The sequence below is a fragment of the Streptomyces sp. NPDC058632 genome (assembly GCF_042717095.1).
Lineage (GTDB): Bacteria > Actinomycetota > Actinomycetes > Streptomycetales > Streptomycetaceae > Streptomyces.
This window is the reverse complement of sequence record NZ_JBHXQZ010000070.1, coordinates 1-24,382: the sequence shown is the minus strand read 5'-3', so window position 1 is coordinate 24,382 and position 24,382 is coordinate 1. Positions and strand designations below refer to the sequence as shown.

At 73.3% G+C, this 24,382-nt stretch carries 25 protein-coding genes and 2 pseudogenes; 15 read left to right on the top strand and 12 right to left on the bottom strand.

The annotated features are described in order from the left end of the window. Positions 1 to 4: 4 nt before the first annotated feature. Entirely contained in the window at positions 5 to 622 is a 618-nt protein-coding gene (locus ACFWVE_RS24615) for a LysE/ArgO family amino acid transporter (protein ID WP_384017798.1), read from the bottom strand. A gap of 70 nt (positions 623 to 692) precedes the next feature. Here ACFWVE_RS24615 and ACFWVE_RS24610 point away from each other — a divergent pair, with 70 nt between their 5' ends. From ACFWVE_RS24610 to ACFWVE_RS24600, 3 genes are all read left to right on the top strand, one after another. Next, complete coding sequence (locus tag ACFWVE_RS24610; protein WP_384017849.1) at positions 693 to 1,589, top strand: LysR family transcriptional regulator ArgP; 897 nt, start codon at positions 693 to 695, stop codon at positions 1,587 to 1,589. A 151-nt stretch (positions 1,590 to 1,740) separates the two neighbouring features. Then, complete coding sequence (locus ACFWVE_RS24605; RefSeq protein ID WP_384017795.1) at positions 1,741 to 1,986, top strand: WhiB family transcriptional regulator; 246 nt, start codon at positions 1,741 to 1,743, stop codon at positions 1,984 to 1,986. Positions 1,987 to 2,089: 103 nt separating this feature from the next. Further along, positions 2,090 to 2,440: a DUF488 domain-containing protein gene (locus ACFWVE_RS24600; RefSeq protein ID WP_384017792.1), complete on the top strand. Its 351-nt coding sequence runs from the start codon at positions 2,090 to 2,092 to the stop codon at positions 2,438 to 2,440. A 28-nt stretch (positions 2,441 to 2,468) separates the two neighbouring features. Here the strand turns inward: ACFWVE_RS24600 and ACFWVE_RS24595 are convergent, their stop codons facing one another. Together ACFWVE_RS24595 and ACFWVE_RS24590 are read right to left on the bottom strand one after the other, a co-directional pair. Continuing rightward, positions 2,469 to 4,142, bottom strand: coding sequence for an FAD-binding dehydrogenase (locus ACFWVE_RS24595; RefSeq protein ID WP_384017789.1), 1,674 nt, complete (start codon positions 4,140 to 4,142; stop codon positions 2,469 to 2,471). A 16-nt stretch (positions 4,143 to 4,158) separates the two neighbouring features. Beyond that, positions 4,159 to 4,800, bottom strand: coding sequence for a TetR/AcrR family transcriptional regulator (locus ACFWVE_RS24590; RefSeq protein WP_384017786.1), 642 nt, complete (start codon positions 4,798 to 4,800; stop codon positions 4,159 to 4,161). 240 nt (positions 4,801 to 5,040) lie between these two features. Between ACFWVE_RS24590 and ACFWVE_RS24585 the strand changes: the two genes are divergently transcribed. The 3 genes from ACFWVE_RS24585 to ACFWVE_RS24575 all read left to right on the top strand — a co-directional run bounded on the left by ACFWVE_RS24585 (position 5,041) and on the right by ACFWVE_RS24575 (position 7,886). Continuing rightward, on the top strand, positions 5,041 to 5,628 hold the full coding sequence (locus ACFWVE_RS24585) for a hypothetical protein (protein ID WP_384017783.1): 588 nt from the start codon (positions 5,041 to 5,043) through the stop codon (positions 5,626 to 5,628). 204 nt (positions 5,629 to 5,832) lie between these two features. Next, the gene (locus ACFWVE_RS24580) at positions 5,833 to 6,579 is read left to right on the top strand and encodes an MBL fold metallo-hydrolase (RefSeq protein ID WP_384017780.1); all 747 of its coding nucleotides are present in this window, start codon (positions 5,833 to 5,835) and stop codon (positions 6,577 to 6,579) included. 71 nt (positions 6,580 to 6,650) lie between these two features. Further along, positions 6,651 to 7,886, top strand: coding sequence for a DUF4032 domain-containing protein (locus tag ACFWVE_RS24575; RefSeq protein WP_384017777.1), 1,236 nt, complete (start codon positions 6,651 to 6,653; stop codon positions 7,884 to 7,886). Between the two features lie 64 nt (positions 7,887 to 7,950). Here ACFWVE_RS24575 and ACFWVE_RS24570 read toward each other — a convergent pair whose 3' ends face one another. Next, a complete protein-coding gene (locus tag ACFWVE_RS24570) occupies positions 7,951 to 8,823 on the bottom strand; it encodes a universal stress protein (protein WP_384017774.1) in 873 nt (290 codons plus the stop codon). Positions 8,824 to 9,087: 264 nt separating this feature from the next. Here ACFWVE_RS24570 and ACFWVE_RS24565 point away from each other — a divergent pair. From ACFWVE_RS24565 to ACFWVE_RS24550, 4 genes and pseudogenes are all read left to right on the top strand, one after another. Then, positions 9,088 to 9,837: pseudogene (locus ACFWVE_RS24565) on the top strand (serine hydrolase); the annotation flags it as partial. Positions 9,838 to 9,996: 159 nt separating this feature from the next. Then, complete coding sequence (locus ACFWVE_RS24560; RefSeq protein WP_384017846.1) at positions 9,997 to 10,674, top strand: AIM24 family protein; 678 nt, start codon at positions 9,997 to 9,999, stop codon at positions 10,672 to 10,674. Between the two features lie 154 nt (positions 10,675 to 10,828). After that, the gene (locus tag ACFWVE_RS24555) at positions 10,829 to 11,788 is read left to right on the top strand and encodes a threonine/serine dehydratase (RefSeq protein WP_384017843.1); all 960 of its coding nucleotides are present in this window, start codon (positions 10,829 to 10,831) and stop codon (positions 11,786 to 11,788) included. A 236-nt stretch (positions 11,789 to 12,024) separates the two neighbouring features. After that, positions 12,025 to 13,689 carry a serine/threonine protein kinase gene (locus ACFWVE_RS24550; RefSeq protein ID WP_384017771.1) on the top strand — a complete coding sequence of 555 codons (1,665 nt, stop codon included), beginning with the start codon at positions 12,025 to 12,027 and terminating at the stop codon, positions 13,687 to 13,689. Here ACFWVE_RS24550 and ACFWVE_RS24545 read toward each other — a convergent pair. After that, on the bottom strand, positions 13,648 to 15,153 hold the full coding sequence (locus ACFWVE_RS24545) for a serine hydrolase domain-containing protein (RefSeq protein WP_384017768.1): 1,506 nt from the start codon (positions 15,151 to 15,153) through the stop codon (positions 13,648 to 13,650). The genes ACFWVE_RS24550 and ACFWVE_RS24545 overlap by 42 nt on opposite strands. Before the next feature lie 175 nt (positions 15,154 to 15,328). Between ACFWVE_RS24545 and ACFWVE_RS24540 the strand changes: the two genes are divergently transcribed. Next, positions 15,329 to 15,754: an SsgA family sporulation/cell division regulator gene (locus ACFWVE_RS24540; RefSeq protein WP_384017765.1), complete on the top strand. Its 426-nt coding sequence runs from the start codon at positions 15,329 to 15,331 to the stop codon at positions 15,752 to 15,754. 10 nt (positions 15,755 to 15,764) lie between these two features. On the opposite strand, the gene ACFWVE_RS24535 is transcribed toward ACFWVE_RS24540, so the two are convergent. The 5 genes from ACFWVE_RS24535 to ACFWVE_RS24515 form a co-directional block, all read right to left on the bottom strand. Beyond that, on the bottom strand, positions 15,765 to 16,262 hold the full coding sequence (locus ACFWVE_RS24535) for a DUF6328 family protein (RefSeq protein WP_384017762.1): 498 nt from the start codon (positions 16,260 to 16,262) through the stop codon (positions 15,765 to 15,767). Positions 16,263 to 16,429: 167 nt separating this feature from the next. Further along, a complete protein-coding gene (locus ACFWVE_RS24530; RefSeq protein WP_384017759.1) occupies positions 16,430 to 17,413 on the bottom strand; it encodes an aldo/keto reductase in 984 nt (327 codons plus the stop codon). Continuing rightward, the gene (locus ACFWVE_RS24525) at positions 17,368 to 17,580 is read right to left on the bottom strand and encodes a hypothetical protein (RefSeq protein ID WP_384017840.1); all 213 of its coding nucleotides are present in this window, start codon (positions 17,578 to 17,580) and stop codon (positions 17,368 to 17,370) included. Before ACFWVE_RS24525 ends, ACFWVE_RS24530 begins: the two co-directional genes overlap by 46 nt. Positions 17,581 to 17,902: 322 nt before the next feature. Further along, positions 17,903 to 18,613 (bottom strand): ribonuclease H, encoded by a 711-nt coding sequence (locus ACFWVE_RS24520; protein ID WP_384017757.1) that lies wholly within the window; start codon positions 18,611 to 18,613, stop codon positions 17,903 to 17,905. 59 nt (positions 18,614 to 18,672) lie between these two features. Then, on the bottom strand, positions 18,673 to 19,476 hold the full coding sequence (locus ACFWVE_RS24515) for a VOC family protein (RefSeq protein ID WP_384017754.1): 804 nt from the start codon (positions 19,474 to 19,476) through the stop codon (positions 18,673 to 18,675). 189 nt (positions 19,477 to 19,665) lie between these two features. Between ACFWVE_RS24515 and ACFWVE_RS24510 the strand changes: the two genes are divergently transcribed. Further along, complete coding sequence (locus ACFWVE_RS24510) at positions 19,666 to 20,625, top strand: SGNH/GDSL hydrolase family protein (RefSeq protein WP_384017751.1); 960 nt, start codon at positions 19,666 to 19,668, stop codon at positions 20,623 to 20,625. 109 nt (positions 20,626 to 20,734) lie between these two features. Here ACFWVE_RS24510 and ACFWVE_RS24505 read toward each other — a convergent pair. Further along, positions 20,735 to 21,218, bottom strand: a pseudogene (locus ACFWVE_RS24505) (VOC family protein); the annotation flags it as partial. A gap of 266 nt (positions 21,219 to 21,484) precedes the next feature. On the opposite strand from ACFWVE_RS24505, the gene ACFWVE_RS24500 reads away from it, so the two are divergent. After that, positions 21,485 to 22,186: an ATP-dependent Clp protease proteolytic subunit gene (locus ACFWVE_RS24500; protein ID WP_384017748.1), complete on the top strand. Its 702-nt coding sequence runs from the start codon at positions 21,485 to 21,487 to the stop codon at positions 22,184 to 22,186. 2 nt (positions 22,187 to 22,188) lie between these two features. Then, positions 22,189 to 22,791: a ClpP family protease gene (locus ACFWVE_RS24495; RefSeq protein WP_384017838.1), complete on the top strand. Its 603-nt coding sequence runs from the start codon at positions 22,189 to 22,191 to the stop codon at positions 22,789 to 22,791. A 24-nt stretch (positions 22,792 to 22,815) separates the two neighbouring features. On the opposite strand, the gene ACFWVE_RS24490 is transcribed toward ACFWVE_RS24495, so the two are convergent. Then, positions 22,816 to 23,253 carry a helix-turn-helix domain-containing protein gene (locus ACFWVE_RS24490; RefSeq protein ID WP_384017745.1) on the bottom strand — a complete coding sequence of 146 codons (438 nt, stop codon included), beginning with the start codon at positions 23,251 to 23,253 and terminating at the stop codon, positions 22,816 to 22,818. A 186-nt stretch (positions 23,254 to 23,439) separates the two neighbouring features. Here ACFWVE_RS24490 and ACFWVE_RS24485 point away from each other — a divergent pair, with 186 nt between their 5' ends. Beyond that, entirely contained in the window at positions 23,440 to 24,327 is an 888-nt protein-coding gene (locus ACFWVE_RS24485; protein ID WP_384017742.1) for an RNA polymerase sigma factor SigF, read from the top strand. The last annotated feature ends 55 nt before the right edge of the window (positions 24,328 to 24,382 follow it).

Here is a 24,382-nt window from a genome sequence, read left to right as displayed (position 1 = left end):
CGTCTCAGCCTCCGGCGATGAGCGCGCAGCCGAGGCCGATCATGGTGGCCGCGACCAGACCGTCCAGGACCCGCCAGGCGGTGGGCCGGGCCAGAAAGCGGCTCAGCAGCCGGGCGCCGAACCCGAGGACGGCGAACCAGCAGAGGCTGGCCAGCACCGCGCCGAGCCCGAACGTCCAGCGCAGCGGCCCGTGGTCGGCGGCGACGGAGCCCAGCAGGAAGACGGTGTCGAGGTAGACGTGCGGGTTGAGCCAGGTCATCGCCAGGCAGGTGAGCACGGCACGGCGGCGTGAGGTCACGGCCTCGCCCTGCGCCTTCAGCCCGGCTCCGTCCGGCCGGACCGCACGGCGCGCGGCCAGGGCGCCGTAGCCGAGCAGGAACACGCCGCCGATCCAGCCGACCGCCGTCAGCGCGCCGGGCCATGCCACGACCAGCGCGCCGACCCCGCCGACGCCCAGGGCGATGAGCAGCGCGTCCGACACCGCGCAGATACCCACGACGGCGAGCACCGCCTCGCGGCGGACCCCCTGACGCAGGACGAAGGCGTTCTGGGCGCCGATGGCGACGATCAGGGAGAGGCCGGTGCCGAATCCGGCGGCGGCGGTGGTCAGGGTGCTGGTCATGCCGAGGACGCTAGAGCCCGCACCCTGGTGCAGTACAGCTAATGATTCTTACGTACCCTTAGCCGATGTGATGGACGACGTGCCCCTGGACCAGGTGCGGACCCTGCTCGCCGTGGTGGACGAGGGCACGTTCGACGCGGCGGCCGCGGCCCTGCATGTGACGCCCTCCGCGGTCAGCCAGCGGGTGAAGGCGCTGGAGCAGCGCACGGGGCGGGTCCTGCTGCTGCGGACCCGGCCGGTGCGGCCGACCGAGTCGGGCGAGGTGCTGGTGCGGCTGGCCCGCCAGGTGGGCCGGCTGGAGCGGGACGCGTACGCGGAACTGGGACTGAGCTCGGCCGGGGAGCCGACGCGGGTGTCGGTGGCGGTGAACGCGGACTCGCTGGCGACCTGGTTCCTCGGGGCGCTCACCCGCCTCCCGGACGAGCTGCGCCTCTGCTTCGAGCTGCGCCGCGAGGACGAGGCCCACACCGCCACGCTGCTCCGCGAGGGTGCGGTGATGGCCGCGGTGACCTCGTCGCCGGACGCGGTGCCGGGCTGCTCCGTGCGGCGGCTGGGGCGGATGCGCTATCTCCCCGCGGCCAACCCGGAGTTCGCCGCGCGGTACCTCACCGGGCCACTGGAGGAGACGCTGCCGCGGGCGCCGGTGGTGACCTTCGACCGGCGGGACGACTTCCAGGACGCCTTCGTGCGCCGGCTCACCCGTGGCCGCACCGGGGCGAGCACGAGCCGGCACCTCGTGCCGACCTCGGAGGGGTTCGTCGACGCGGTCGCCGCGGGCCTGGGCTGGGGCATGGTCCCCGAGAAGCAGGCCGATCCCCTGCTGCGGGCCGGCCGGCTCACCGTCTTCGCCCCGGACCGCGCGACCGACGCGCCGCTGTACTGGCAGCAGTGGAAGCTGGACTCCCCCGCCCTGGCTGCGGTGGCCGAGTCGGTGGCGGCAACTGCGGCCACGACGCTGCGGAGTTGAGGGGGCGTCACCCGTCCGCCGTCGGCCGGCCGGGCGTGGCCGCGGTGACGCACGACACCGGCGACACTGTTTCATCCGGCGCCCACAGGTGACCCGTGACGGAGCAGGCATCCGAAGGGTGCGTACCCACTCCGATCACAGGTGGTTTTCCATGGACGACTGGCGGACCCGCGCGACCTGCCGGGACGAGGATCCCGACCTCTTCTTCCCGATCGGGACCTCCGGCCCGGCCCTTCTCCAGACGGAGCAGGCGAAGGCGGTGTGCCGACGCTGCCCCGTTCAGCAGCAGTGCCTCGACTGGGCGATGGAGTCGGGGCAGTCCCTCGGGGTGTGGGGCGGCACGAGCGAGACGGAGCGGCGCGCGCTGAAGCGCCGTCTGAAGGCGCGACGCGCCTGATGCGGGCCCGCGGCGCGCCCCGCCTCCCCGCCGTTCTGCCCGCCGTGCCCGGTCCGGTGGGCGGCGTTAGGCTCGCGGGAGAGCGTGCGGGAAGGGGCCGATCATGAGCGTACGGGTGCGCCGTGTGTACGAACCGCCCGAGCCGGACGACGGGACCCGTGTCCTGGTCGACCGGTTGTGGCCGCGTGGCCTGGCGAAGGACCTGGCCCGCGTGGACGAGTGGCCCAAGGGGCTGACCCCGTCCACGGACCTGCGCCGCTGGTACCACACGGGTGAGCGGCCGTACGAGGAGTTCCGCGGGCGCTACGAGAAGGAGCTCACCGCTCCCGAGGCGGCCGAACTCCTCGACCGCGTACGGGAGCTGGCCACGCAGGGCCAGGTGACGCTGCTGACCGCGGCCAGGAAGCCGGAGACCAGCCACGCCGAGGTGCTGGCCCGTCTCCTCGACGGCTGACACGGCAGACGCCCGTGGCACCCGCCGGCTACGCCGTCTGCCGCGCCGCCGCCCGGCCTGCCGCGCGGCCCGAGAAGAGGCAGCCGCCGAGGAAGGTGCCCTCCAGGGCGTTGTAGCCGTGAACGCCTCCGCCGCCGAAGCCCGCGACCTCGCCCGCCGCGTACAGCCCCTCGATCGGCCTGCCCTCGGCGTCCAGCGCGCGCGAGTCGAGGTCGGTCTGGATGCCGCCGAGGGTCTTGCGGGTGAGGATGTGCAGCTTGACACCGATCAGCGGGCCGGCCTCGGGGTCGAGGATGCGGTGCGGGGCGGCCACGCGGCCGAGGCGGTCGCCGATGTAGCGGCGGGCGTTGCGGATGCCCTGCACCTGCGCGTCCTTGGCATAGGGGTTGGCGATCTGCAGGTCGCGGGCCTCGATCTGGCGGCGGACGACGGCCGCGTCGAGGAGCGGCTTGTCGGTGAGGGCGTTCATCCGGTCGACGAGCTGCTCCAGGTCCGGGGCGGACACGAAGTCCGCGCCCTCGCGCAGGAAGGCGCCGACCGGGCCGGGAGCGCCCTTGCCCAGCACGCGCTCACGCAGGAACCCGGTCCGGTCCTTGGCGGTGATGTCGGGGTTCTGCTCCGAGCCCGACAGTGCGAACTCCTTTTCGATGATCTTCTGGGTGAGGATGAACCAGGAGTGGTCGTATCCGGCGATGTCCTCGGTGGTGCGCAGGTGCTTGAGCGTGCCCAGGGTGTCGTACCCGGGGAGGCAGGGGTCGGGCAGTCGACGGCCCAGGGCGTCGAACCACATCGAGGACGGTCCGGGCAGGATGCGGATGCCGTGACCGTGCCAGACCGGGTCCCAGTTCCGCACGCCTTCGGTGTAGTGCCACATCCGGTCCCGGTTGACCAGGCGCGCGCCCGCGCGCTCGCTGATGCCGAGCATCCGCCCGTCCACGTGGGCGGGGACCCCGGTGACCATCTCACGGGGCGGGGTGCCGAGCCGCTCGGGCCAGTGACGGCGCACGATGTCGTGGTCGGCGCCGATGCCGCCGCTGGTGACGATCACGGCCTGGGCGGTGAGTTCGAAGTCGCCGACCGCCTCGCGGTGGGAGGCGACGCCGCGCGGGGCGTCGTCCGGAGCGAGGAGGACACCCCGCACTCCGCTCGCGGTGCCGTCCTGGACGACCAGTTCGTCGACCCGGTGCCGGTGGTGGAAGGTGAGCAGTCCGTCGCGCGAGGCCTGCCGGGCGTGGCGGACGAAGGGTTCGACGACGCCGGTACCGGTGCCCCAGGCGATGTGGAAGCGGGGCACGCTGTTGCCGTGCCCGTCCGCGCGGAGGTCACCGCGTTCGGCCCAGCCGACGGTGGGCAGGAACGAGATGCCGTGCCCGGTCAGCCAGGACCGCTTCTCCCCCGCCGCCCACTCGACGTAGGCCCGCGCCCAGCGCACCGCCCAGGTGTCCTCGTCCTCGAGCCGGTCGAATCCGGCGCTGCCCTGCCAGTCGCTCCAGGCGAGGTCGAAGGAGTCCTTGACACCGAGGCGCCGCTGCTCCGGCGAGCCGACGAGGAACAGCCCGCCGAAGGACCAGAAGGCCTGTCCGCCGAGGTTGGCGGCGTTCTCCTGGTCGACGAGGGCGACCCTGCGGCCCCTGCTGGTCAGTTCGTGGGCTGCGACCAGGCCCGCGAGCCCCGCTCCGACGACGATGACGTCGGCGTCCATGGCGGCCGTCCCTTCCTCATCCGCGCCGGTGCGCGGCCGGTTCGGCGCTGCCGTCGGTGAGCAGCGCGGTCAGTAGTTGCTTCAGCCAGGCGCGGGCGCGGGCGACGTCCCCGTCCAGCAGCAGTTGGGTGGTGACTCCGTCGTACGCGGCGACCACGGCGTGCGCGGCACCGTCGGCGGTGCCGAGGACGGCGGGCAGTTCGGTGTGGCCGCGGGCCCGGCCCAGGTGGCCGGCGATGGCGCGGCGCAGCCTGGCGCGGTGTTCCAGCAGGGTGCGGGAGACCTCCGGGTCGCGGGCGGCACGCACCAGGAAGTCGGTCTTCACCAGCAGCCAGTCCCGGTCGAGCAGCAGCACCTCGGTGACACGGTCCACGGCGGCGGGCACGTCGAGGTCGGGTCCGCCGCCGGCGAGGGCTTCAAGGACCTGTTCGGCGATGAGCTCGGCGCGCTCCGCGTACAGGGCGAAGAACAGTTCGTCCAAAGTGGCGAAGTTCGAGTAGAAGGCGCCCCTGCTGTATCCGGCGGCCTCACAGATCTCCTCGATCGAGACGCGCCCGAAGCCCTTGGCCGCGAACACGGCGAACGCGGCACGGAGGAGGCTGGCGCGCGTGCGGACGCGACGTCCGGTCACCCGCCCGGTACTGCTGTCCACGGTCATCCCGCCACCTCCGTTCGATACGCGAACGTATCCGATACGCGAATGTATCCATAGACCTGGGAGGCGGGAACTTCCCGGATTCAGGCCGACGAACCGCGGCCGGGCCCCCTGGCCGGGGCGCACCGCTGCGAGCCGGGGCTCGGCGCCTGGATCGACGTACTGCCGGGACGGCTCGGCGGATCGGACGCGCTCCGCGGGTGTCCGGCCGCGGAGGTGCCCTGGCGGGCGGAGCGGCGCATCATGTACGACCACGTCGTCCCCCCGTTGCGCCGCCACCCGGCCCTGCTCCTGCTGCCGGCGCTGCCGCTCGCCGCCGTCAACGCCCTGCTGGGCATGGAGGAGGGTTTCGCCGGCTGGAACCGCTGGGTCTGTCTCCTGTTCCTCCCGGCCGGGTTCGCCCTCGCCGACGACGAGCACGTCCGTGCCCTGACACGCCCTGCGGCCGTCCCCGCCGGCGTGCTCGGGCCGGCCCTCTTCGCCGGGACGGCGCCCGGATTCGTCGCCGGGGACGACCCGTTCACCGCGTGGACGCCGTTCGCGCTGCTCACCCGGGCGCTGTTCGGGGCTGCGGGCTGGTGCTGGGCACTGGCGGTCCTCGGCCTGCTCGACCGGTCCCGGGACGGGACGGCAAGGAAACGGGGCGGTACGGGGAGGGCTCGGGGCGGGGCCGAGGGGGCCCGGGACAGGGCCCGGGCCCTCCACCGCGCCCTGTGGTACGGGGCGTTCGCCGCGCTGCCGTTGTACGTGCTGCACCAGCCGGTCGTGGTCGCCTTCCCCTACGGAGTGGTCGGCCGGCCCGTGTGCCGGCGGCCGTCAAGTACGCCGTGATCGCGGCCTCCTCATCGGCCGTCATCCTCACCGTGTACGAGTACGGGGTGCGCAGGACCCGGGTGACACGCTTCCTGTTCGGGATGCGCACCGCGCGCCCGGCCCGGCCCGTACCGGCTGCGACACGAACGGAACCGCCCCCTCTGGCGCCGTCCTGATCTGCTTTCCTGGTGGCCTCCGACAGGGACGACGGACTGGACGATCATGCGCGCAGAGGTACGGCAGGTGGCCGACGGCACCCACCTGGTGCACGGCTCGAACACCAACTGGGTGATCCTCCAGGAGGGGGACGCCGTCACACTGATCGACACCGGGTACCCGGGCGACCGCGGACAGCTCCTCGCCTCCCTTGCGGAGGTCGGCGGTTCACCGGAGTCGGTCGCGGCCGTCCTCCTCACCCACGCCCACACGGACCACTTGGGCTCCGCCGAGTACCTGCGGGCCACGTACGGCACGCCCGTGTACACGCACGAGGCCGAAGTCCCCCACGCCCGCCGGGACTTCCTGCACCAGGTGACCATCGGGCAGGTGCTGCGCAACAGCTGGCGGCCCGGTGTGCTGCCCTGGGCACTGCACGTGGTGCGATCCGGCGGCACGGCGCACCTGCCGGTCGCCGCGCCCGAGCCGTTCCCGCGGCCCGGCCCGCTGGACCTGCCCGGCCGGCCTGTCCCCGTGCACACGCCCGGCCACACCGACGGGCACTGCGTCTTCCACCTCCCGGGCATCGGGGCAGTGGTGTCCGGCGACGCCCTGGTGAGCGCCCATCCGACCTCCCGGACCGACGGACCGCAACTGCTGCCCCGCATGTTCCACCACGAACGGGCCGCCGCCGTCGAGTCGCTGGACATCCTGGCCGAGCTGGAGGGCGACCTGACGCTGCCCGGACACGGCCCCGCGCACCGGGGCTCCCTGAAGGACGCGGCGGAGCTGGCCCACGAACGCGCGCAATAGGCTGAGTGGACGACCACCGGTGTGACAATCACTCCGGATACGGCCGCCCGCGAAACGAGGACACCCGAACCATGGCCCTGCAGATCAGCGCGACCAACCCGGAGCATCCCGCGCTCCTGCTGGAACTGCCCTGGCATCTGCCGCTCCAGGAGTGGCCCGAGCGGTACCTGGTACCACTGCCGCGCGGCATCTCCCGGCACGTGGTGCGCTACGCCCGCGCCGGTGACGAGGTGATCGCCGTCAAGGAACTCGCCCGGCGACCCGCGCTGCGCGAGTACGAGCTGCTGCGCGACCTGGACCGGATCGGCATCCCCGCGGTGGACCCGCTCGCCGTGGTCACCGGCCGCGCGGGCACGGAGGGGGAACCGCTGGAGAGCGTGCTGATCACCCGGCATCTCGGCGGGTCGATGCCGTACCGGTCGATGTTCGAGACGACGCTGCGCCCGGCGACCATGCACCGGCTGATGGACGCGCTGGCCGTGCTCCTGGTGCGGCTGCATCTCGCCGGGTTCGCGTGGGGCGACTGTTCGCTGTCCAACACGCTGTTCCGGCGGGACGCGGGCGCCTACGCCGCCTATCTGGTGGACGCCGAGACCGGTGAGCTGCACCCGGAGCTGAGCCCGGGCCAGCGCGCGTACGACCTGGACCTCGCCCGCGTGAACATCAGCGGCGAGCTGCTCGACCTGGAGGCCTCCGGGGCACTGCACCCGGCCGTGGACCCCGTCGAGTTCGGCACCGAGATCTGCGCCCGCTACGAGGACCTCTGGCGCGAGCTGACCCGCACCTCCGTCTACCCGGCGGGCAAATACCACTACATCGAGCGCCGGATCCGCCGCCTGAACGAGCTGGGTTTCGACGTGGCCGAGATGCAGATCGAGCACGCCTCCAACGGCGACACGGTCACCTTCGTGCCGAAGGTCGTCGACGCCGGACACCACCAGCGCCAGCTGCTGCGCCTGACCGGGCTGGACGCCGAGGAGAACCAGGCCAGGCGGCTGCTGAACGACCTGGAGAGCTGGATGGCCACCCAGGACGACTACACCCCCGACGGCGGCCTGCCCGGTGCCCGCCCGGAGGTCCTCGCCCATCGCTGGGTGCGGGAGGTGTTCCGCCCGACCGTGCGTGCCGTGCCGCCCGGACTCCGCGGTCCGATGGACGCGGCCGAGATCTACCACGAACTCCTCGAGCACCGCTGGTACCTGTCCGAGCGGGCCCAGCACGACATCGGTCTCGACACCGCGGTCGAGGACTACATCAGGAACATCCTGCCCAAGGCCCGGGAGACGCTGCGGCCCGCGACCGACTGAGCCGGACGGGGCGGCCGCGCCGGGCCCCGGCGCACGCGTCCCCGGCGGCCGGGGCCCGGCCGGGTCAGCCGTGCGGTACCACCGCCACCGGGCAGTCCGCGTGGTGCAGGACGCCGTGGGCGACCGAGCCGATCCGGGCACCGACGGCGCTGCGGCGCGCGCGACGGCCGACGACCATCAGCTGGGCCGTGCCGGACACCGACAGCAGCACCTGCCCGGCGCTGCCCATCTCCACGTGCTCGACGACGCGCACCTGCGGGTAGCGCTCGCGCAGCGGCGCGAGCGCGTCCGACAGGGACTTCTGCTCGTACGGCTCCAGGCCCCCCGCCTCGTCCATGAGCCGCAGCGTGTCGGGGCTGTAGGCGAACATCGGCGGCAGGGCCCAGGCCCGTACGGCCCGCAGGGTGGCCCCCCGCGCGGCGGCGGTCTCGAAGGCGAATTCCAGCGCGGCGGTGCTGTCCTCCGGGTCGCCCTGCTGGCCGACGACGATCTCCCGCCCGGCGGCCTCGCCGGACGCCGTGTCCCCTGCCCGTACGAACACCACCGGCCGCCGGGCCTCGACGATCACCTGCTGACCGACCGAGCCGACCAGGAAGCCCATGATCCGCCCGTGCCCGCGGGAGCCGAGCACCAGCATTTCGGCGTCCGCGGCGGCGCCGGTCAGAGCCTCGACGGCGTCCCCCTCCAGGACAACGGTGGTCACCGCGAGCGCGGGGTGCCGTCCGGTGACCTGGTGGACCGACTCGGCCACCGCGTCGCGCACCCACCGCTCCTGGGTGGCGGCGTCGCCGGCGTCGACCGTCTCGTGCGTCTGGAAGCGCCAGGCGTGCACCACCCGCAACGGCCGCCCCCGGCGAACCGCTTCCCTCGCCGCCCAGGCCAGCCCGGCGAGGCTCTCCTCGGTTCCGTCGACCCCTGCCGTGATCGGGCGCGTCATGCGGTTCCTCCTGTGTCGTGTCCACTACGCGCGGTCCAGTCTTCCCCAACCCGCCTCCAGGACGTCACCCTGGTTCCGCGTGCTCTCCTCGAGGACTGCCCGAGCGTCGCCCTCGCCGGACACATCGCCTCGACCGGACATCCGACGGACCGGCTGCCGGTGGAGTTTCCGTGGCACCACGTCCCGGACGGCCGCGCCCGTTTGCGGGTGCTGTTCGTCCTCACCGCCGGGGCCCCGCCCGGACGACGTTTCCGAGGAGCCGGCATGATCCGGACGACAGCCCTCGAGCGGCGCGGGATGTTCCGGCTGCGACGCCATGGGCGGCTGGCGGTTCCCTCTGCGGCGCTGCGCGCCGTGCGGACACATCGGCCGCCGCGACAGCTCGCCGCGACAGCTCGCCGGGGCAGCACGCCACGGCGAACTTCCGGGCCCGGCAGAGCGGGTCCCGGAAGGCCGGAAGGCCGGAAGGCCGGAAGGCCGGAAGGCCGGAAGGCCGGAAGGCCGGAAGGCCGGAAGGCCGGAAGCAGAACCTGCGCCGCTGAGCGGTCCGCCGGGCCGGGGCGGGCGGGGCCCGCCCGTGCACGGAGATCACCGGCGGCGGAGAGTACGGCCGGTGGCGCGTGCCGGGATGGACGCGTGCCGCAAGCCCTCCTTCGCCGGGCCGCTCGTCGGCCGCGACGACGAACTCGCCCGGCTCGCCGGGTGCTGGAGCGCGCCCGCACCACCGCCCCCGGCGGCGCCTGCAACTGCTCCAACACCAGTTTCGTCGTCGCGGGCCTGCCCATCAGGAAGCCGACCGGCCACTCCCCCGCGACCGAGTACCGAGACCGGATCATCGACCCGCTCGCGCTGGGCGACACGTCCTGCCCGCACCCCCGCACCACGATCCCCGGCAGCCGCACACGCGGTTGCCCCACCCCGGACGCACCGGCGACGGCACTCGTCGACGCCACCGGGCGGACGGTGTCCTGGGCGCAGAGCGCGGGCGCCGTCGTCTCGAGCACACGGGACCTCAACACCTTCCCGCCGGCGCTGCTCGCCGGCCGACTCGCCCACGTCGGCGTCGGCTTCGCGGGCGGCGGCCGCGCCGGCACGTACGGGACCCGGCTCTTCGGCGCTTGGCAGCGGTGCCGGATCTTGGCGGAGGGGGTCCCTCCGGGTGAGGATGCCCGCATGAAGGGTGATCTGTTTTCCAGCCGGCACATGGTGCAGCCCGCCTCGGCTCCGGGCATGACGGTCCAGAACGCCAAATGCATCCGCTACGTGGTCAACGGCGAGATGCACGCCCGGCAGGGCGCGATGATCGCCTATCGCGGCGGGCTCCAGTTCGAGCGCAAGGGCCAGGGCATGGGCGGCATGCTCAAGCGCGCGGTGACCGGCGAGGGGCTGCCGCTGATGGCGGTACGGGGGCAGGGCGAGGCCTGGTTCGCGCACGAGGCGCAGAACTGCTTCATCGTCCAGGTGGACCCCGGCGACGAGTTCACCGTCAACGGCCGCAACGTCCTGTGCTTCGACTCCACGCTGTCGTACCGCATCGCGACCGTGAAGGGCGCCGGCATCACCGGTGGCGGCCTGTTCAACAGCGTCTTCACGGGGCACGGCCTGCTGGGCCTGGTGTGCGAGGGCGACCCGCTGGTCCTCCCGGTGTCCCCGCAGTACCCGGTCTACGTCGACACGGACGCGATCGTCGGCTGGACGGCAGGGCTGTCGACCACCCTGCACCGCTCGCAGTCGCTCGGTTCGATGCTGCGCGGCGGCTCGGGCGAGGCGGTCCAACTGGTGCTGCAGGGCGAGGGGTACGTCATCGTGCGGCCCAGCGAGGCCACGTCGGCGAAGGCACAGCAGCACTGAGACCCGTGCCCGATCCCCGCTCCGGCTTCCGGTGCGACCCCGCCCGGCGGTGTGCGCGACCCGCCGGGCGGACCGTGTTGACCCCGGTGGTCCGGCCGGGTCAGGGTTCGTCTCGGCACGGATCATGTCCCCCGTGCCAGGGAGGGTGGTTGTGGTGATCGGGATGCCGGAGATCGAGGCCGCGGCCGGGCGGATCGCCGGGCACGTGGTACGGACGCCGACGGTGCCGAGCCCCGGGCTGTCGGCGCTGCTGGGCGCCCCGGTCACGGCGAAACTGGAACTGTTGCAGCGCACCGGCTCGTTCAAGGCGCGCGGCGCGGTGGCGAAGCTGCTGTCGTTGAGCGAGGCGGAGCGGGCCGCCGGGGTCGTGGCGGTGAGCGGCGGCAATCACGGGATCGCCGTCGCTGTCATGGCCGCCGCCCTCGACGTCAAGGCCACGGTGGTGATGCCGCGGTCGGCGCCCGCACGGGCCGTGGAGGTCGCGGAGACCGCGGGCGCGTCGGTGCGGCTGACCGACGACATGGACGGCGCGTTCGCGCTGATGACGCGGCTCCGGCAGGAGGGGCTGGCCCTCGTCCACCCCTTCGACGACCCGGTGGTGATCGCCGGACAGGGCACGGTGGGACTGGAGTTCGCCGACGACGCCGGTGACCTCACCGACGTCGTGGTGAGCGTCGGGGGCGGCGGGCTGATCTCCGGCGTGGCGGCGGCACTGCGGGCCCGGCGGCCCGGGATCCGGATCTGGGGTGTGGAGACCGAGGGCGCCCAGGCGATGTCCGAAGCGCTCGCGGCGGGCGGACCGGTGCCGGTCGCACTGTCGTCGATCGTCTCCACGCTCAGCGCCCCGACGGTGTCGCAGTTGACGTACGAGCATGTGTCGGCGCTGGTCACCGAGGTGCTGGTGGTGCCCGACCGGGAGGCCGTACGGGGCTCGCTCGACCTGGCGGACCATGCCAAGGTGTGGACGGAGCCCGCGGCGGGCGCTCTGCTGCCCGCCGCGCGACGGGTGCTGGGGCGGGTCGGCGAAGGGGCCAGGATCGGGCTGGTGGTGTGCGGAGGCAACGCGACCACCGGCGACATGATCGCCTGGGCGTCCCGCTTCGGGCTGCGCTGAGCCCTCCGGCCGGGCCGCCGTGACGCCCGGCCGTGACGTCCTGTCCGCCCCCTCCCCCGACGCGGAATCGGGCTCGAGCCGGGCTCGGAGACCGGCTCGGAGGCACACCCGGAGTTTGACCGAAGGACAGTAATGCGCCGGAGCCGGGATTCGGGCGCCACCCCTTGAACGGAGGCCGTGCGCTCCCGCGTACCACTGGGAAAGGCGGGAAGCAGCGGCTTCGACGAGGGATGACCATGGGCAGGACGCACGTCTCCGCACACCAGCCGGTCGCCGGGCGGTACCGGCTGGTCGAGATCATCCACCGCGAGACCCACCACGTCAGCTGGTACGCCGACGACCTCACGACGGGCCGCCCCTGCCTGGTCGCGCAGGTCGTGCTGCCCGGGGACCCGGGCGAGGGCGGGCGCCACGCCCCGTCCCGCGCCCCCTCTCGTGTCCTGCATACGACCGGGACGATGGCGCGGCTGTGCCCCGGCCGGGTCGCCGCCGTCCTCGACTCCGTCGACGAGCGCGGCTTCCTGTGGACCGCCGCCGCCTGGGTCGACGGCACTCCTCTCGGCGAACTCCTGGCCGAGCAGGGCTCGTTCTCCTTCGTCCGGGCCGCGCGCATCGGGCTGGAGCTGCTCGACGTGCTGGACGCCGCGCACAGCGCGGGCGTGACACACGGCGAACTCGGCCCCGGCCAGGTGTTCGTGCGGGAGAGCGGTCCGGTCGTGGTCACCGGGTTCGGCCTGACGGGCGCCGGCCCGGCCCGGCGGCTCACGGCGCCGTCGTACGCGGCGCCTGAGCAGGCCCGCGGCGAAGACACCGGGCCCGAGGCGGACCTGTGGGCGCTGGGCGCGCTCCTCCACACGATGGTCGAGGGGCGCCCGCCCTTCCGTGACCGGGGGCGGCCGGAAGCCACGCTGAGGGGCGTGGACCGGCTGCCGTTGCGCGCGCCCCTGCGTGCGGGACCGCTCACCCAGGTCGTCCAGGGGCTGCTGCGCAAGGACCCGGCGGAACGGCTGACCCGGCAGGTGGTCCGTGAGGCGCTCGGCCGTGTGGTCACGGAGAACCCCGGCCCGGCCCCTGATGCCGTGCCGAACCGCCCTCGGCTGCGCCGCGCGTATCCCACCCTCCTCGGGGACCTCGGCCGCGACGGAAGCAGACGGACGGCGGTCCTCGGCACCACCCTGGCCGTGGTCACCGTTGCGGTCGCCGTGCTCACCGCGGCCACCCAGGGGCTGCCCGGCACCGGCTCCGAGTCCGCCGCCGGCACCCCGAGCGCGCCGCCCGCCTCCGCCGCTGCTCCGGCCGCCCCGTCGAACGTGCCCCGGGCGCCCGGGGTGTCCGGTGACCCGGGGGGCCGAAAGACGCCCGCGCCGTCCGCCACCGCGACTCCCCCGCCCACGCCGGCCCCGACCACTCCGGCTCCCTCGGGAACGGGAGATCTGCCGCCCGGTTATGGCGTCCTGCGCGCGCCGGAGGGCTTCTCCGTGGCGCTTCCCGAGGACTTCGGGCGCCTGGACACCTCCCGCGTCTCCGACCTCGCCTACCGCATCACCTTCGGCACGGACGACGGCGCCCGCACCCTCGCGGTCACCTACAGCGAGCGGGTGGGAACCGACCCGGTGGCCGTGTGGCGGGACGACGTGGAGCCGTCCCTGGAGCGGGCGGCCGGCTACGAGCGGATCGGCGCGATCCGCGCGATCACGTACCAGGGACGCGAGGCCGCCGACATGGAGTGGCTCTCGACGGATGGCGGCTCCCGGGTACGCACCTTCGGCCGCGGGTTCCTGCTGGGCGGCGGACGCGGCTTCTCGCTGCGCTGGACGACCCCGGCCGCCGACTGGGAGGACCCCGCGAACCGGGAGGCGCTACGGACGTTCCTGCGGACCTTCCAGCCGTCCTCCGGCTGATCCGGAGGACGGGACCGAGCCGCGCGGTGCCCGCAGCCGGCGCAGGGGCAGGGGCGGCTGACGCAGCGGGCGGGTGCGCCAGTGGGCCGTGAAGGTCCGGTCCGTGAGGGAGCACGTGACCCGGAGGCGGTGCGGGGTCTCCAGGAACACCACGTCCACGGCGAGGGTGCCGTCGTCGGCCCAGCCGCCGCTCACCGCGATCGGGCCGGGCTGGTCCGAGACCGCCCACCCCGTGCCGCCGAGCGGCAGGTCGAGGCGGTGGCCGTCGTCCACGAGGCTCAGCGTCCAGCGTCCCCCGGCGTCCTCGGTCACCTCGGCGGCGGTCAGCGTCGGCTGGTCCGCGCAGACCCCGCCGTACGGGGTGAGGCGCCCGGGGGCCCGGCCCCGCGCCCCCTCCGGCGGCACCGGGCCCCCTGCGGCCGGCGGCAGGGCGAGACGGGCGAGACGCTCGCCGAGGGCCCGGTCCTCGGCCTCCCGTCCGGTGAGCGGGCCGGGGTGGAAGGCCGGTACGAGATGCCGCCAGACCAGGTCCAGGTACTGCTGCATCCGCTCGGTCGCCGCCGTCGTGGCGATCACTGCGTCGTGCTCGGGCAGCACGAGGCAGAACTGGCCGTACGCCCCGTCGCCCCGGAACCCGTGCCGGGACATCCAGAACTGGAACCCGTAGCCCCGGTCCCAGTCCTGCCGGCCGGTCTCCCCCATGGCCCCGGCGGTCGGTATGTGCGGACGCGAGGCCCTGGCGACCCATCCCACGGGCAGCAGCCGCCTGCCGTCCCACATCCCGTCGTCGAGGTACAGCAGGCCGAGCCGGGCGATCGCGTCGGTGGTGGCGTGCAGCCCGCTGAAGCCCAGCTCACGGCCGGTGCGATCGCGCTGCCACAGGGTCTCGCCGATGCCGAGCGGGTCCAGCAGACGGGGCCGCAGCCAATCGGTCAGCCGCTGCCCCGTCTCCCGCTGCACGATCGCGGCGAGCGTGTACGTGCAGAGCTGGTTGTACGCGAAGACCGTGCCGGGGTCGCGGTCGGGCGGCCGGAGCAGAAACCCGCGTACCGGTTCGGCGGGGTCGGCCGCGTAGGCCGCGTCGACGGTGTCGGTCTCGTGGCCGCTCGCCATCGAAGCGATGTGCCGGACCAGCATCGACCGGCTGCGCGGGTCGGTGATGTCCGCTTCGAACTCCGGGAAGTACGAGATCACCGGGGCGTCGAAGTCGATCAGCCCCTCGGCCTCGGCGAGGGCGGCGGCGGTGGCGGTGAAGTTCTTGCTGAGCGAGTAGAGCAGGTGCGGCCGCTCGGGAGTGTACGGCGCCCACCAGCCGGCGGCGGCCTGCCGGCCGTGGCGCAGGATCATCAGACTGTGCGGCTCGATGTCCGGGGCGTCGCCGAGGGCGTCGAGGAAGGCGTGGACACCGGAGGCGTCGACGCCCAGCGCGGCGGGGGTGCCGGTGGGCAGCGGGTGAGCAGTCATGGGGTGGATCCTGCCCGGCCGTCCGGACTCGATGCGCCGTCAGGCGGGCGGCGGTGTGTGGAGGCAGCCCGGCGGGCCGGCGCGGGGCTGCGGATCAATCCCGCGGCCGGCTGAGCATGCCCCGCCCCTTCGGGGTAGGAGGGGTCCCTACGCCGGTACGACCAGGAGGCCTCCCGTGAACACGACAGTGCACAAGACCTTGGTGGCGGAGCTCCAGGCGGGCGTCACGGACCGCTTTCCCGTGCTCACGCACCTGAGCTACGACCCCGCCGACCCGTTCGCCGTCACGCTCGCCTTCAGCCACGACGGCCGGGTCCTGGCGCGCTGGCGGCTCGACCGCGGGATGCTCGCCGACGGCCTCACCCGTCCGGTCGGGACCGGTGACGTACGGCTGCGCCCGGAGTCGAGAGGGGTGGGGCGGGAGCTGCGGATGGAGTTCCTCGGTGAGACCCACGCCGACGGCGGCCGGCACCACGCGGTGGTGTTCGCGTGGGCCGGGACGGTCGGGGACTTCCTGTGCGACACCTTCCGCTCGGTCCCGCCCGGCAGCGAGGAGACCCGCCTCGACGACTTCCTCGCGGAGGTCCTCACGGGCCGCTGAACAACGCTGGTCACGGTGCCGTGTGCCGGTACCGGGTCCACATCGGGAGCACGAACCAGCACAGCAGGTACCAGGCGACCACTCCGGCGACCAGGTACGGGACGAAGCCGTCGTCGGTGGCGACCCGCAGGATGAGCAGCAGGGAGGCGGTGGTGGTCGCGAGCAGCAGGAGGAGGCCGAGCATGGTCAGCCGGGACGCCCACCGCACCGCCTGCGGTTTGACCCGCCGCCCGGACACGAGCCGGTGCAGGGAGACGGGCCCGATGAGCGCGCCGGTGGCGCAGGCCCCCAGGACGACCGTGACGATGTAGATCTTCTGGTCGGTGTCGGACAGTTCGGCGTACGTGGGGGTGAACACGACGGTCAGCAGGAATCCGAAGAGGATCTGGACGCCCATCTGGGCGACGCGGACTTCCTGGATGAGTTCCTGCCACATCCGGTCCGCGCGCTCCTCCTCGGTCTCGTCGCGGCCTCTTCGGCCGATCTCGTCCCCCTGCGTGTGCGACACGATGCGCCTCCCGGGGGTGAGGAACGGCCTCGGTCCGTCTCTCCCCCCGGGTGCCCACCGGCCGGGGCTTTCACCTCCTGACAGTCACACACGAGCGGTCGTCCACCGGTTCCTTCACCGGCAGACGTCCGCCCGGTCCGTCACCGCCGGACTGCCGGGGCGGTGCCTCACCAGCGGCCTTCCACCTGTCCCTCGACCCGCCGCTCGTACAGGTCGCCGATCGCGGCGAGCGTCTGCTCGGACAGCTCCGGGAGCCGGGCGGCGTGCGCGTTGGCACGGGCCTGCTCGGGCGAGCGGGCGCCGGGGATGACGGTGGTGACTCCGGGCTGCTGAACGATCCAGCGCAGGGCGAGCTGGGCCGGGGTGTACCCCTCGGGGGCGAGCGCGGCGAACTCGGCGGCGGCCTCGACGCCGGTCGTGTAGTCCACGCCGGAGAACGTCTCGCCCTGGTCGAAGGCCTCACCGTGCCGGTTGAAGGTGCGGTGGTCGTTCTCGGGGAAGACGGTGTCCTTGGTGTACCTGCCGGACAGCAGGCCGGAGGCGAGCGGGACCCGGGCGATGACGCCGACGCCCGCCGCACGGGCCGCCGGGAGCACCTCGCGCAGCGGCTTCATGCGGAACGGGTTGAGGATGATCTGCACGCTCGCCACGTTCGGCCGGGCGATCGCGGTCAGCGCCTCCGCGCAGGTCTCCACGCTGACCCCGTACGCGGCGATCCGCTCCTCCGCGACCAGGGTGTCGAGGGCGTCGAAGACCTCGTCGGTGGAGTACACGGGGGTCGGCGGGCAGTGCAGCTGCACCAGGTCGACGCGGTCGACGCCGAGGTTGCGGCGCGAGCGGTCGTTCCACGCGCGGAAGTTGTCCAGGACGTAGTTCTCCGGGATCTGGTCGACCCGGCGTCCCATCTTGGTGGCGACCAGTACGTGCAGGTCGGGCCGTCCGCTCAGGAACGACGCGATGGTCTGCTCGCTGCGCCCGTCCCCGTACACGTCGGCGGTGTCGAAGAAGGTGACCCCCGACTCGGCGGCGGCCTCCAGAACCGAGAGGGCCTGCTTGTCGTCGACGTCCCCCCAGTCCGCCCCGAGTTGCCAGGTGCCGAGACCGATCACGGAGGCGTGCTGACCCGACCTGTCGAATGTGCGCTCGTCCATGGCGTCAGTCTGTCATCCGTCACGGCCGGGCGCGGCATCGGTGGCCCCGGACCCGCCCGTTCCGGCCGGCCCGGGGTGAGCCGGGCCTGGATGGTGGGCGCGTACCGGCCCATCAGGACGTCGGCGGGCGTGGACCGCACGTGGGTGGCGCGGGCGAGGCCGCGGATGACACCGAGACCGAGCAGGGCGCCGACGGCCGGTTCTGCACAGGCCCGCCCCGGGGCCGGAGAGGCGTGCGGTGAGCCGCTCGGTCACCCGGGCACGGGAGTCGGCGCGCAGGATGTCGCCCCGCGCTCCGTGCAGGAGCGCGGACACGATCCGCAGCAGCGGGTCCGTGCCGTGCTCGGACCCGCTGACCACCACCTGCCGGACCAGGTGCCGCCCGGGGGCCTTGAGCGGCCCGTCCAGCAGTACGGCGGGACGGGCCGTGCCGGCACTGGGCCGGACCGCCGGCCGCAGGGCGATCAGCGGGACCGGGCTCGGCCGTGCTCAGGCGCTCTCGGCCGTGCGGCACTCGGGGTGGCCCCAGCCGCTGACGTTCTTGGCGATGGCCTCGCCGGCCGCGTAGGACCGGCCGCAGGGGCAGCGGCCGGGGAACTTCGCCTTGATCGTGCGATTCGAGGAGCCGCCGCGCGGCCGGGACGACGTCTTCGCCCCGGAGGACCCGCGCCTGGCGGCGCCGGCCGGCGGGGTGTCCGGGGAGGGCGGCGGCTCGGGCGAACCCGCGTCGCTGCCCGCGTCCTGCTGGACGACGGCCGCCTGGCTGGCGGCGCGGTCGGCGAAGTCGTTGAGGCGGTCGCCGTCGGCCTGGTGGGCGGGGACGTAGCGGAACTCGACCGAGCGGCCCTGCAGGAGTTCGTCGATGCCGACCACCAGTTCCTGGTTGGCGACCGGCTTGCCGGCCGCCGTCCGCCAGCCGTTGCGCTTCCAGCCGGGCAGCCAGGTGGTGACCGCCTTCATCGCGTACTGCGAGTCCATCCGGACCTCGAGCGGCACGTCGGGGTCGGTCGCCGCCAGCAGTCGCTCCAGCGCCGTGAGTTCGGCGACGTTGTTGGTGGCTCTGCCGAGCGCGCCCGCCTGCCAGCGGACCGGGGTCTCGGAGGCGTCGGCGATCACCCAGGCCCAGGCGGCGGGTCCGGGGTTGCCCTTGGAAGCCCCGTCGCACGCGGCCACAACACGTTCACGCATGCGCCCGATCATGCCATGACCGTGCGGACTGCCCGGCCGCGTGGTGGTTCCCGGTGATCCGCGCGACCGGGTCACTCGTCCGGCACGTCGGTGGTGCCGGGTGTCCCGCCCTCCATCGTCGTGACGTCGATCACCGAGAAGTTCGCGCCCTGCGGGTCGCTCAGGGCGGCGAACCGCCCGAAGGGAGTGGTGACCGGCCCGAAGCGCAGGGTGGCGCCCCGCTCGGTGGCCCTGGCCGCCGCCTCGTCGCAGTTCCCGACGGTGAAGTAGACGTTCATGTACGAGGGCACCTCGGGCGGGAACTCCTCCGTCATCGCCATCCGGCCGAGCACGGTTTCCTGTCCGAGTTCGTAGAACCGGAAGTTGATCACGTCGTCCTCGAGCTGCCTCGACCGGTAGGAGAAGACGGCGGGGAAGAACACGTCGGTCTCCGCCGGATCCCGGGTGTAGACCTCCGCCCAGCAGTACGCGCCGGGTACGCCCGTCACCTCGAAGCCCTCGTGGGTGCCTGCCTCCCAGAGGCCGAAGACGGTGCCGCCGGGTTCGCGGGCCAGGCACATCGTGCCGAGGTCTCCGACCCGCATCGCTTCCATCAGTACCTCGCCGCCGTTGTCCCGGATGCGGACGGCGGTGGCCGCGGCATCGCGGACCGCGAGGTAGAGACACCACTGCGACTGACCCTCCTGGCCGGGCACGGGCGGCACGAGGGCCGCCACCGCCTTGCCGCCGGCGTAGGCCTGGGTGTAGTGGCCGAACTCCGACGACGAGCCGCCGAAGGTCCAGCCGAGGACGTGGCCGTAGAAACTCTTGGCCCCTTCGACGTCGTTGAACATCGCGTCGGCCCAGCAGGGGGTCCCCTCGGGTTGTACGGCCATGTGGCGTGCCCTCCCGGACGGGTGGTCGGTCCTTCCCTCACGCTAATCACCCGTGCCCGGACCCGCGCGCCGAACCGCCCGAACCGCCCGGGGCCCGGTGAACGGCCCGTCCTGAAACGTCTCTTCCCCTTCGGGCCGGGCTGTGCTTGCCTGGGGTGCCGTTCCGGCCGGGCGGGGTGGGAGTCACGTATGCGCAAGCCGTGGGTCGTGGGGGTGGCGCTGGCCGCCGTGCTGCTCGGTGCGTGCGGGGATCCGTCGTCCGAGCCGACCGCCGCTCCCGGGGCATCGGCCACCACGCACCAGCGTCCCGCGGCCTCCCCGGGCGCGCCTTCCTCCGGAAGGGCTTCCGCCGAGGACTCCTCCCCCGGTGCCGCGTCGTCGTCCGGCACCGGATCCGCCGGGAAGCCGCCCGTCGTGCTGTACCTCGGCGACTCGCTCGCGATGGAGAACCAGGAGGTCCTCGGGCGGGAGCTGCGCGGGGAATTACGGGCGCACTACACGAGCGCGCCCTACTCGGGCACCACCCTGTGCGACTACCTGGAGGGGTCGGCCGAGCGCTCCCTGGTCCCGGCGGCGGACAAGGCGGCGGCGCTCGTGCGCTCGCTGCGCCCGGACTACGTGGTGCTGCAGTTCTGGGGCAACGCCTGGGGTTACACCCCCTGCATGGACGGGGTCACCTACGACGCCTCCCGCGAGCGGTACCTCGAGCGGTACGCGGCCGACGCACGGCGCCTCACCGAGCAGATCACCGCGGCCGGCGCGGCCCGACCGACGCGCGTCGTCTGGGTGTTGCAGGGCCCCGACCCGATCACCCCCGACCGAATCCGCCGGGTGAACGGGCTCTACGAGAAGCGGGCCGCCGCCGACGGCGGCCTCCTGGCGGACGCGGGCAGGGCGGTGAGCCCGGCGGGGGCGCGCCACACCTGGTCGCAGTACCTGCCCTGCAGCGCCTACGAGCGGGCCCATCCCGAGTACTGCACCCAGCGGGACCGTGACCGGACGGCCCTGCACCGGGACGACGACTACCTGCACTTCTGTCTGGCGCCCACGACGTCGACGCCGAAACCCTGCCCTGTCCGCTCGCCCGGCATCCTGCGCATGGCGCGGGAGATCACCCGGGTGATCGGGGAGCACACCCGCGCCCGCTGACGGGACGGGCGGGCGGCGCGCGGGGCGCCGGCACTCAGCAGGCGGAGGGCTCGGGCAGCGTGGCAGGGCGGGGTCCTCCCACGGCCCCGCCTGCCGCGCCCCCTTGGCACTCGCCCGCGTAGGCCTTCTCCAGGGCGGCGATGTCGAGCCTGCCCATCGCCATCTTGGCCTTCATCGCGCGGGCCGCCTTCCGGGGGTCCGGGGCGGCGATCAGTTCGGTCAGCCGGGTGGGAACGACCTGCCAGGACACGCCGAACCGGTCCTTGAGCCGGCCGCAGGGCCCGTGCTCGCCGCCCCCCCCTCGACGAGCCTGTGTCCCAGTAGAAGTCGGCCTCGCCCTGGTCGGCGCAGTCGATCTGCAGGGAGATCGCCTCGGTGAACTTGAACTCGGGTGCGCCGTTCAGCGCGACGAACCGCTGGCCGTTGGCCGTGAACTCCACGGTGAGGACGGAGCCCTCGGGCCCGGGACCTTCCTCGGTGTACCGGAGGGTGCGGCCGACGCCGGAATCCTTGAACACGGGCACGTAGAAGTTCGCGGCCTCCTCGGCCCGGCCGTCGTACCAGAGACACGTGGTGAATCCGTCGGTGGTCATGGATACCTCCTGGGGCGTGCAGCACGGTCGTCAGTGCCGACCGGTCCGGGCCCCGGAACTCATCGGCGACGGCGGAGCCTTCGCTCGACCGCGGCGCCGGGTGGGGACCTCTGCCCGTGGCGAATCTGCCGCGGGCAGAGAAACCACCGCAGGTCCCCGTCTCCCGTCAAGAGTGGAGGTACGCGGTCGCACCGGCCGCCTACCGGTGAACGGCCCGGGCACACACGGGCACCGCCGGACCGCACACCGACGCCACGGGAGTACCGATGTCCCCACTCAGTACCGGACTCACCACCGGACACGCGTCCGGCCTCGCCGCCGGGCTCCATGCCGGCCGGCCACCGGTCCCGTTGCCCCGGGCCGAGGAGGGCGACACCCCTGCGACCCGGTTCGACGACCATCTGGCCGCCCAGCTGCTCGCCCAGCGCATCGTCCTGCTCGGGACGCAGGTCGACGAGGTCTCCGCCAACCGGGTGTGCGCGCAGCTGCTGATCCTGTCCGCGGAGGACCCGCGCACCGACATCAGCCTGTACGTCAACAGCCCCGGCGGGTCCGTGCACGCCGGCCTGGCGATCTACGACACGATGCGGCTGATCCCCAACGACGTCTCGACGCTCGCCATGGGGTTCGCCGCCAGCATGGGCCAGTTCCTGCTGAGTGTGGGCGCGCCGGGCAAGCGGTACGCCCTGCCCAACGCGCGGATCATGATGCACCAGCCGTCCGCCGGGATCGGCGGCAGCACCGCCGACATCGAGATCCAGGCGGAGAACCTGGAGTTCACCAAGCGGACGATCGAGCGGATCACAGCCGAGCACACCGGCCAGTCGGCGGAGACCGTCTCCCGGGACGGCGACCGCGACCGCTGGTTCACGGCCGAGGAGGCCAGGGAGTACGGAATGGTGGACCGGGTGGTGGAGTCGCTCGACGACGTCCGCCCGGCCGCGACGCGACGCAGGATGGGGCTGTGACGATGGGGACGTACACGATTCCGAACGTCGTCGAGCGCACCCCGCAGGGCGAGCGGTCCTACGACGTGTTCAGCCGGCTGCTGTCCGAGCGGATCATCTTCCTCGGCACCGAGATCGACGACGGGGTCGCGGGCGTCGTCATCGCGCAGCTTCTCCATCTGGAGTCGGCGGCCCCGGAGAGCGAGATCGCGGTCTACATCAACTCCCCGGGCGGCTCGTACACCTCGCTCATGGCGATCTACGACACGATGGCGTTCGTCCACTCACCGGTCTCGACGTACTGCGTCGGGCAGGCGGCGTCCACGGCGGCCGTCCTGCTGGCCGGCGGTGACGTGGGGCGCCGGTTCGTCCTGGAGCACGCGCGGGTGCTCCTCGGGCAGCCGGCCACGGGCGGGCAGCGGGGCACGGTCTCCGATCTGTCGCTCCAGGCCAAGGAGATGCTGCGGATCCGTGCCCAGGTGGAGGAGGTCCTGTCCCGGCACACGCGCCACGACGTGGCGACGCTGCGGGCGGACATGGACCGCGACAAAGTGTTCACCGCGCGGGAGGCCGTGGCGTACGGTCTGGCCGACGAGGTACTGAGCCGGCGCCTGGTGGGTGGGTGAGGCACCGGCCCCGGCACGGTCGCGTCAGGCGGCCAGGCACAGTCCGTCGTGCGAAGCGCGGGCCGTGCCCCGGCTCACGGGAGCCCGCCGGCCGGTGACGCGGACGAGTTCGCCCTGGGCCCGCGAGAGCAGATCGCCCAAGCCCAGGCCGAGGGCCTGGGCGGCGGCCGCGAGGATCTCCGAAGAGGCCTCCTTGCGGCCCCGCTCCACCTCCGACAGATACGGCATGGAGATCCGGGCCGCGTCGGCGACGTCCTTCAGCGTCCGCTCCTGGGCGAGCCGCTCCCGGCGCAGCACGTCGCCGACCAGGTCACGCCACAGCGGCTCTTTGGGAGTGGGAGCGGCGGGAACGGGGTCCTGCGCCGGCGGGGCGGCGGGGCGGCCCGTACGCGCAGGGCGCGCGGGCACGGGCACGGGCCGCAGGGGAATGACACGGGCGTCGAGAGGCGCTTGGTTGCTCACTCCTCCAGCGTAGGAATCCTCGCCCCGAGGGGAAGGGAACGGAGTTCCGCTCTGAGTGAAGGAGGCGGCACCGCGCGTCACCGCGGAGGTTTTCTGAAATCGGGAGGAGTGTTCGGGCTGGAGCCGGGTATCCGCAACTCCGAAGGACCAGAGGGCATGCCCGTCGGACGTTTGTGGGGAGAGGCAATGGAGACCGCCGTGATCCGGTCGCAGGCGCAGGTCGTCGAGATGCACGCCAAGGCCGGGACGGCCGACGGAAGCCTGCCCGGGGTCGTCGACCCCCGAACCGTCGCTCCGCGCGATGCCAAGGAGTTGTCCCGTCAGTTCTTCCGTCGCCTGGCGGAGCTGGAGGAGGGCACGCACGAATACCAGTACGCGCGCAACACCCTCATCGAGATGAACATGTCGCTGGTGCGGTTCGCGGCCGGACGGTTCCGCGGCCGCGGCGACGACATGGAGGACATCGTCCAGACCGGCATGATCGGTCTGATCAAGGCGATCGACCGGTTCGAGCTGTCGCGCGAGGTCGAGTTCACCTCCTTCGCGCTGCCGTACATCGTCGGCGAGATCAAGCGTTTCTTCCGTGACACCACCTGGGCGGTCCACGTGCCGCGTCGCCTCCAGGAGTTGCGGGTGGAACTGGCCAAGGCCCGCGAGGAGCTCGCCAGCCGGCTGGACCGCGAGCCCACGGTCACCGAGCTCGCCACCCTGATGAACATCACCGAGGAGCAGGTCAACGAGGGTCGGCTGGCCGCGAACGGCTACAACTCGTCGTCGCTGGACGCCGCCCTCACCGGTGACGGCCCCGAGAACGGCGAGTCCGTCCTGGCCGACTTCATCGGCATGGAGGAGGAGGGGCTGCAGCTCGTCGAGGACTTCCACGCGCTCGCCCCGCTCATGGCCGAGCTCAGCGACCGCGACCGGGAGATCATCCGGATGCGGTTCGTGGAGGAGGCCACACAGGCGGAGATCGGTGAACGGCTCGGGTGCTCGCAGATGCACGTCTCCCGCCTGATCAAGCGGATCATCGCCCGTCTGCGTGAGGGCATGCTGGGCGAGCTGGGCTGCGCCTGACGCGGCAGGGGGACCAGGAGGACACGGATGACGGCTGTCGGCCCACCCCGCGGGG

Coding starts and splice junctions, on each gene's coding strand:
- ACFWVE_RS24510 (WP_384017751.1), top strand. CDS start 19,666: ATGCGCAAGCCGTGGGTCGTGGGGGTGGCGCTGGCCGCCGTGCTGCTC.
- ACFWVE_RS24590 (WP_384017786.1), bottom strand. CDS start 4,800: ATGACCGTGGACAGCAGTACCGGGCGGGTGACCGGACGTCGCGTCCGC.
- ACFWVE_RS24515 (WP_384017754.1), bottom strand. CDS start 19,476: ATGGCCGTACAACCCGAGGGGACCCCCTGCTGGGCCGACGCGATGTTC.
- ACFWVE_RS24600 (WP_384017792.1), top strand. CDS start 2,090: ATGAGCGTACGGGTGCGCCGTGTGTACGAACCGCCCGAGCCGGACGAC.
- ACFWVE_RS24520 (WP_384017757.1), bottom strand. CDS start 18,613: ATGATCGGGCGCATGCGTGAACGTGTTGTGGCCGCGTGCGACGGGGCT.
- ACFWVE_RS24545 (WP_384017768.1), bottom strand. CDS start 15,153: ATGACTGCTCACCCGCTGCCCACCGGCACCCCCGCCGCGCTGGGCGTC.
- ACFWVE_RS24530 (WP_384017759.1), bottom strand. CDS start 17,413: ATGGACGAGCGCACATTCGACAGGTCGGGTCAGCACGCCTCCGTGATC.
- ACFWVE_RS24575 (WP_384017777.1), top strand. CDS start 6,651: ATGGCCCTGCAGATCAGCGCGACCAACCCGGAGCATCCCGCGCTCCTG.
- ACFWVE_RS24595 (WP_384017789.1), bottom strand. CDS start 4,142: ATGGACGCCGACGTCATCGTCGTCGGAGCGGGGCTCGCGGGCCTGGTC.
- ACFWVE_RS24495 (WP_384017838.1), top strand. CDS start 22,189: ATGGGGACGTACACGATTCCGAACGTCGTCGAGCGCACCCCGCAGGGC.
- ACFWVE_RS24610 (WP_384017849.1), top strand. CDS start 693: ATGGACGACGTGCCCCTGGACCAGGTGCGGACCCTGCTCGCCGTGGTG.
- ACFWVE_RS24580 (WP_384017780.1), top strand. CDS start 5,833: ATGCGCGCAGAGGTACGGCAGGTGGCCGACGGCACCCACCTGGTGCAC.
- ACFWVE_RS24500 (WP_384017748.1), top strand. CDS start 21,485: ATGTCCCCACTCAGTACCGGACTCACCACCGGACACGCGTCCGGCCTC.
- ACFWVE_RS24485 (WP_384017742.1), top strand. CDS start 23,440: ATGGAGACCGCCGTGATCCGGTCGCAGGCGCAGGTCGTCGAGATGCAC.
- ACFWVE_RS24585 (WP_384017783.1), top strand. CDS start 5,041: ATGTACGACCACGTCGTCCCCCCGTTGCGCCGCCACCCGGCCCTGCTC.
- ACFWVE_RS24550 (WP_384017771.1), top strand. CDS start 12,025: ATGGGCAGGACGCACGTCTCCGCACACCAGCCGGTCGCCGGGCGGTAC.
- ACFWVE_RS24560 (WP_384017846.1), top strand. CDS start 9,997: ATGAAGGGTGATCTGTTTTCCAGCCGGCACATGGTGCAGCCCGCCTCG.
- ACFWVE_RS24615 (WP_384017798.1), bottom strand. CDS start 622: ATGACCAGCACCCTGACCACCGCCGCCGCCGGATTCGGCACCGGCCTC.
- ACFWVE_RS24605 (WP_384017795.1), top strand. CDS start 1,741: ATGGACGACTGGCGGACCCGCGCGACCTGCCGGGACGAGGATCCCGAC.
- ACFWVE_RS24570 (WP_384017774.1), bottom strand. CDS start 8,823: ATGACGCGCCCGATCACGGCAGGGGTCGACGGAACCGAGGAGAGCCTC.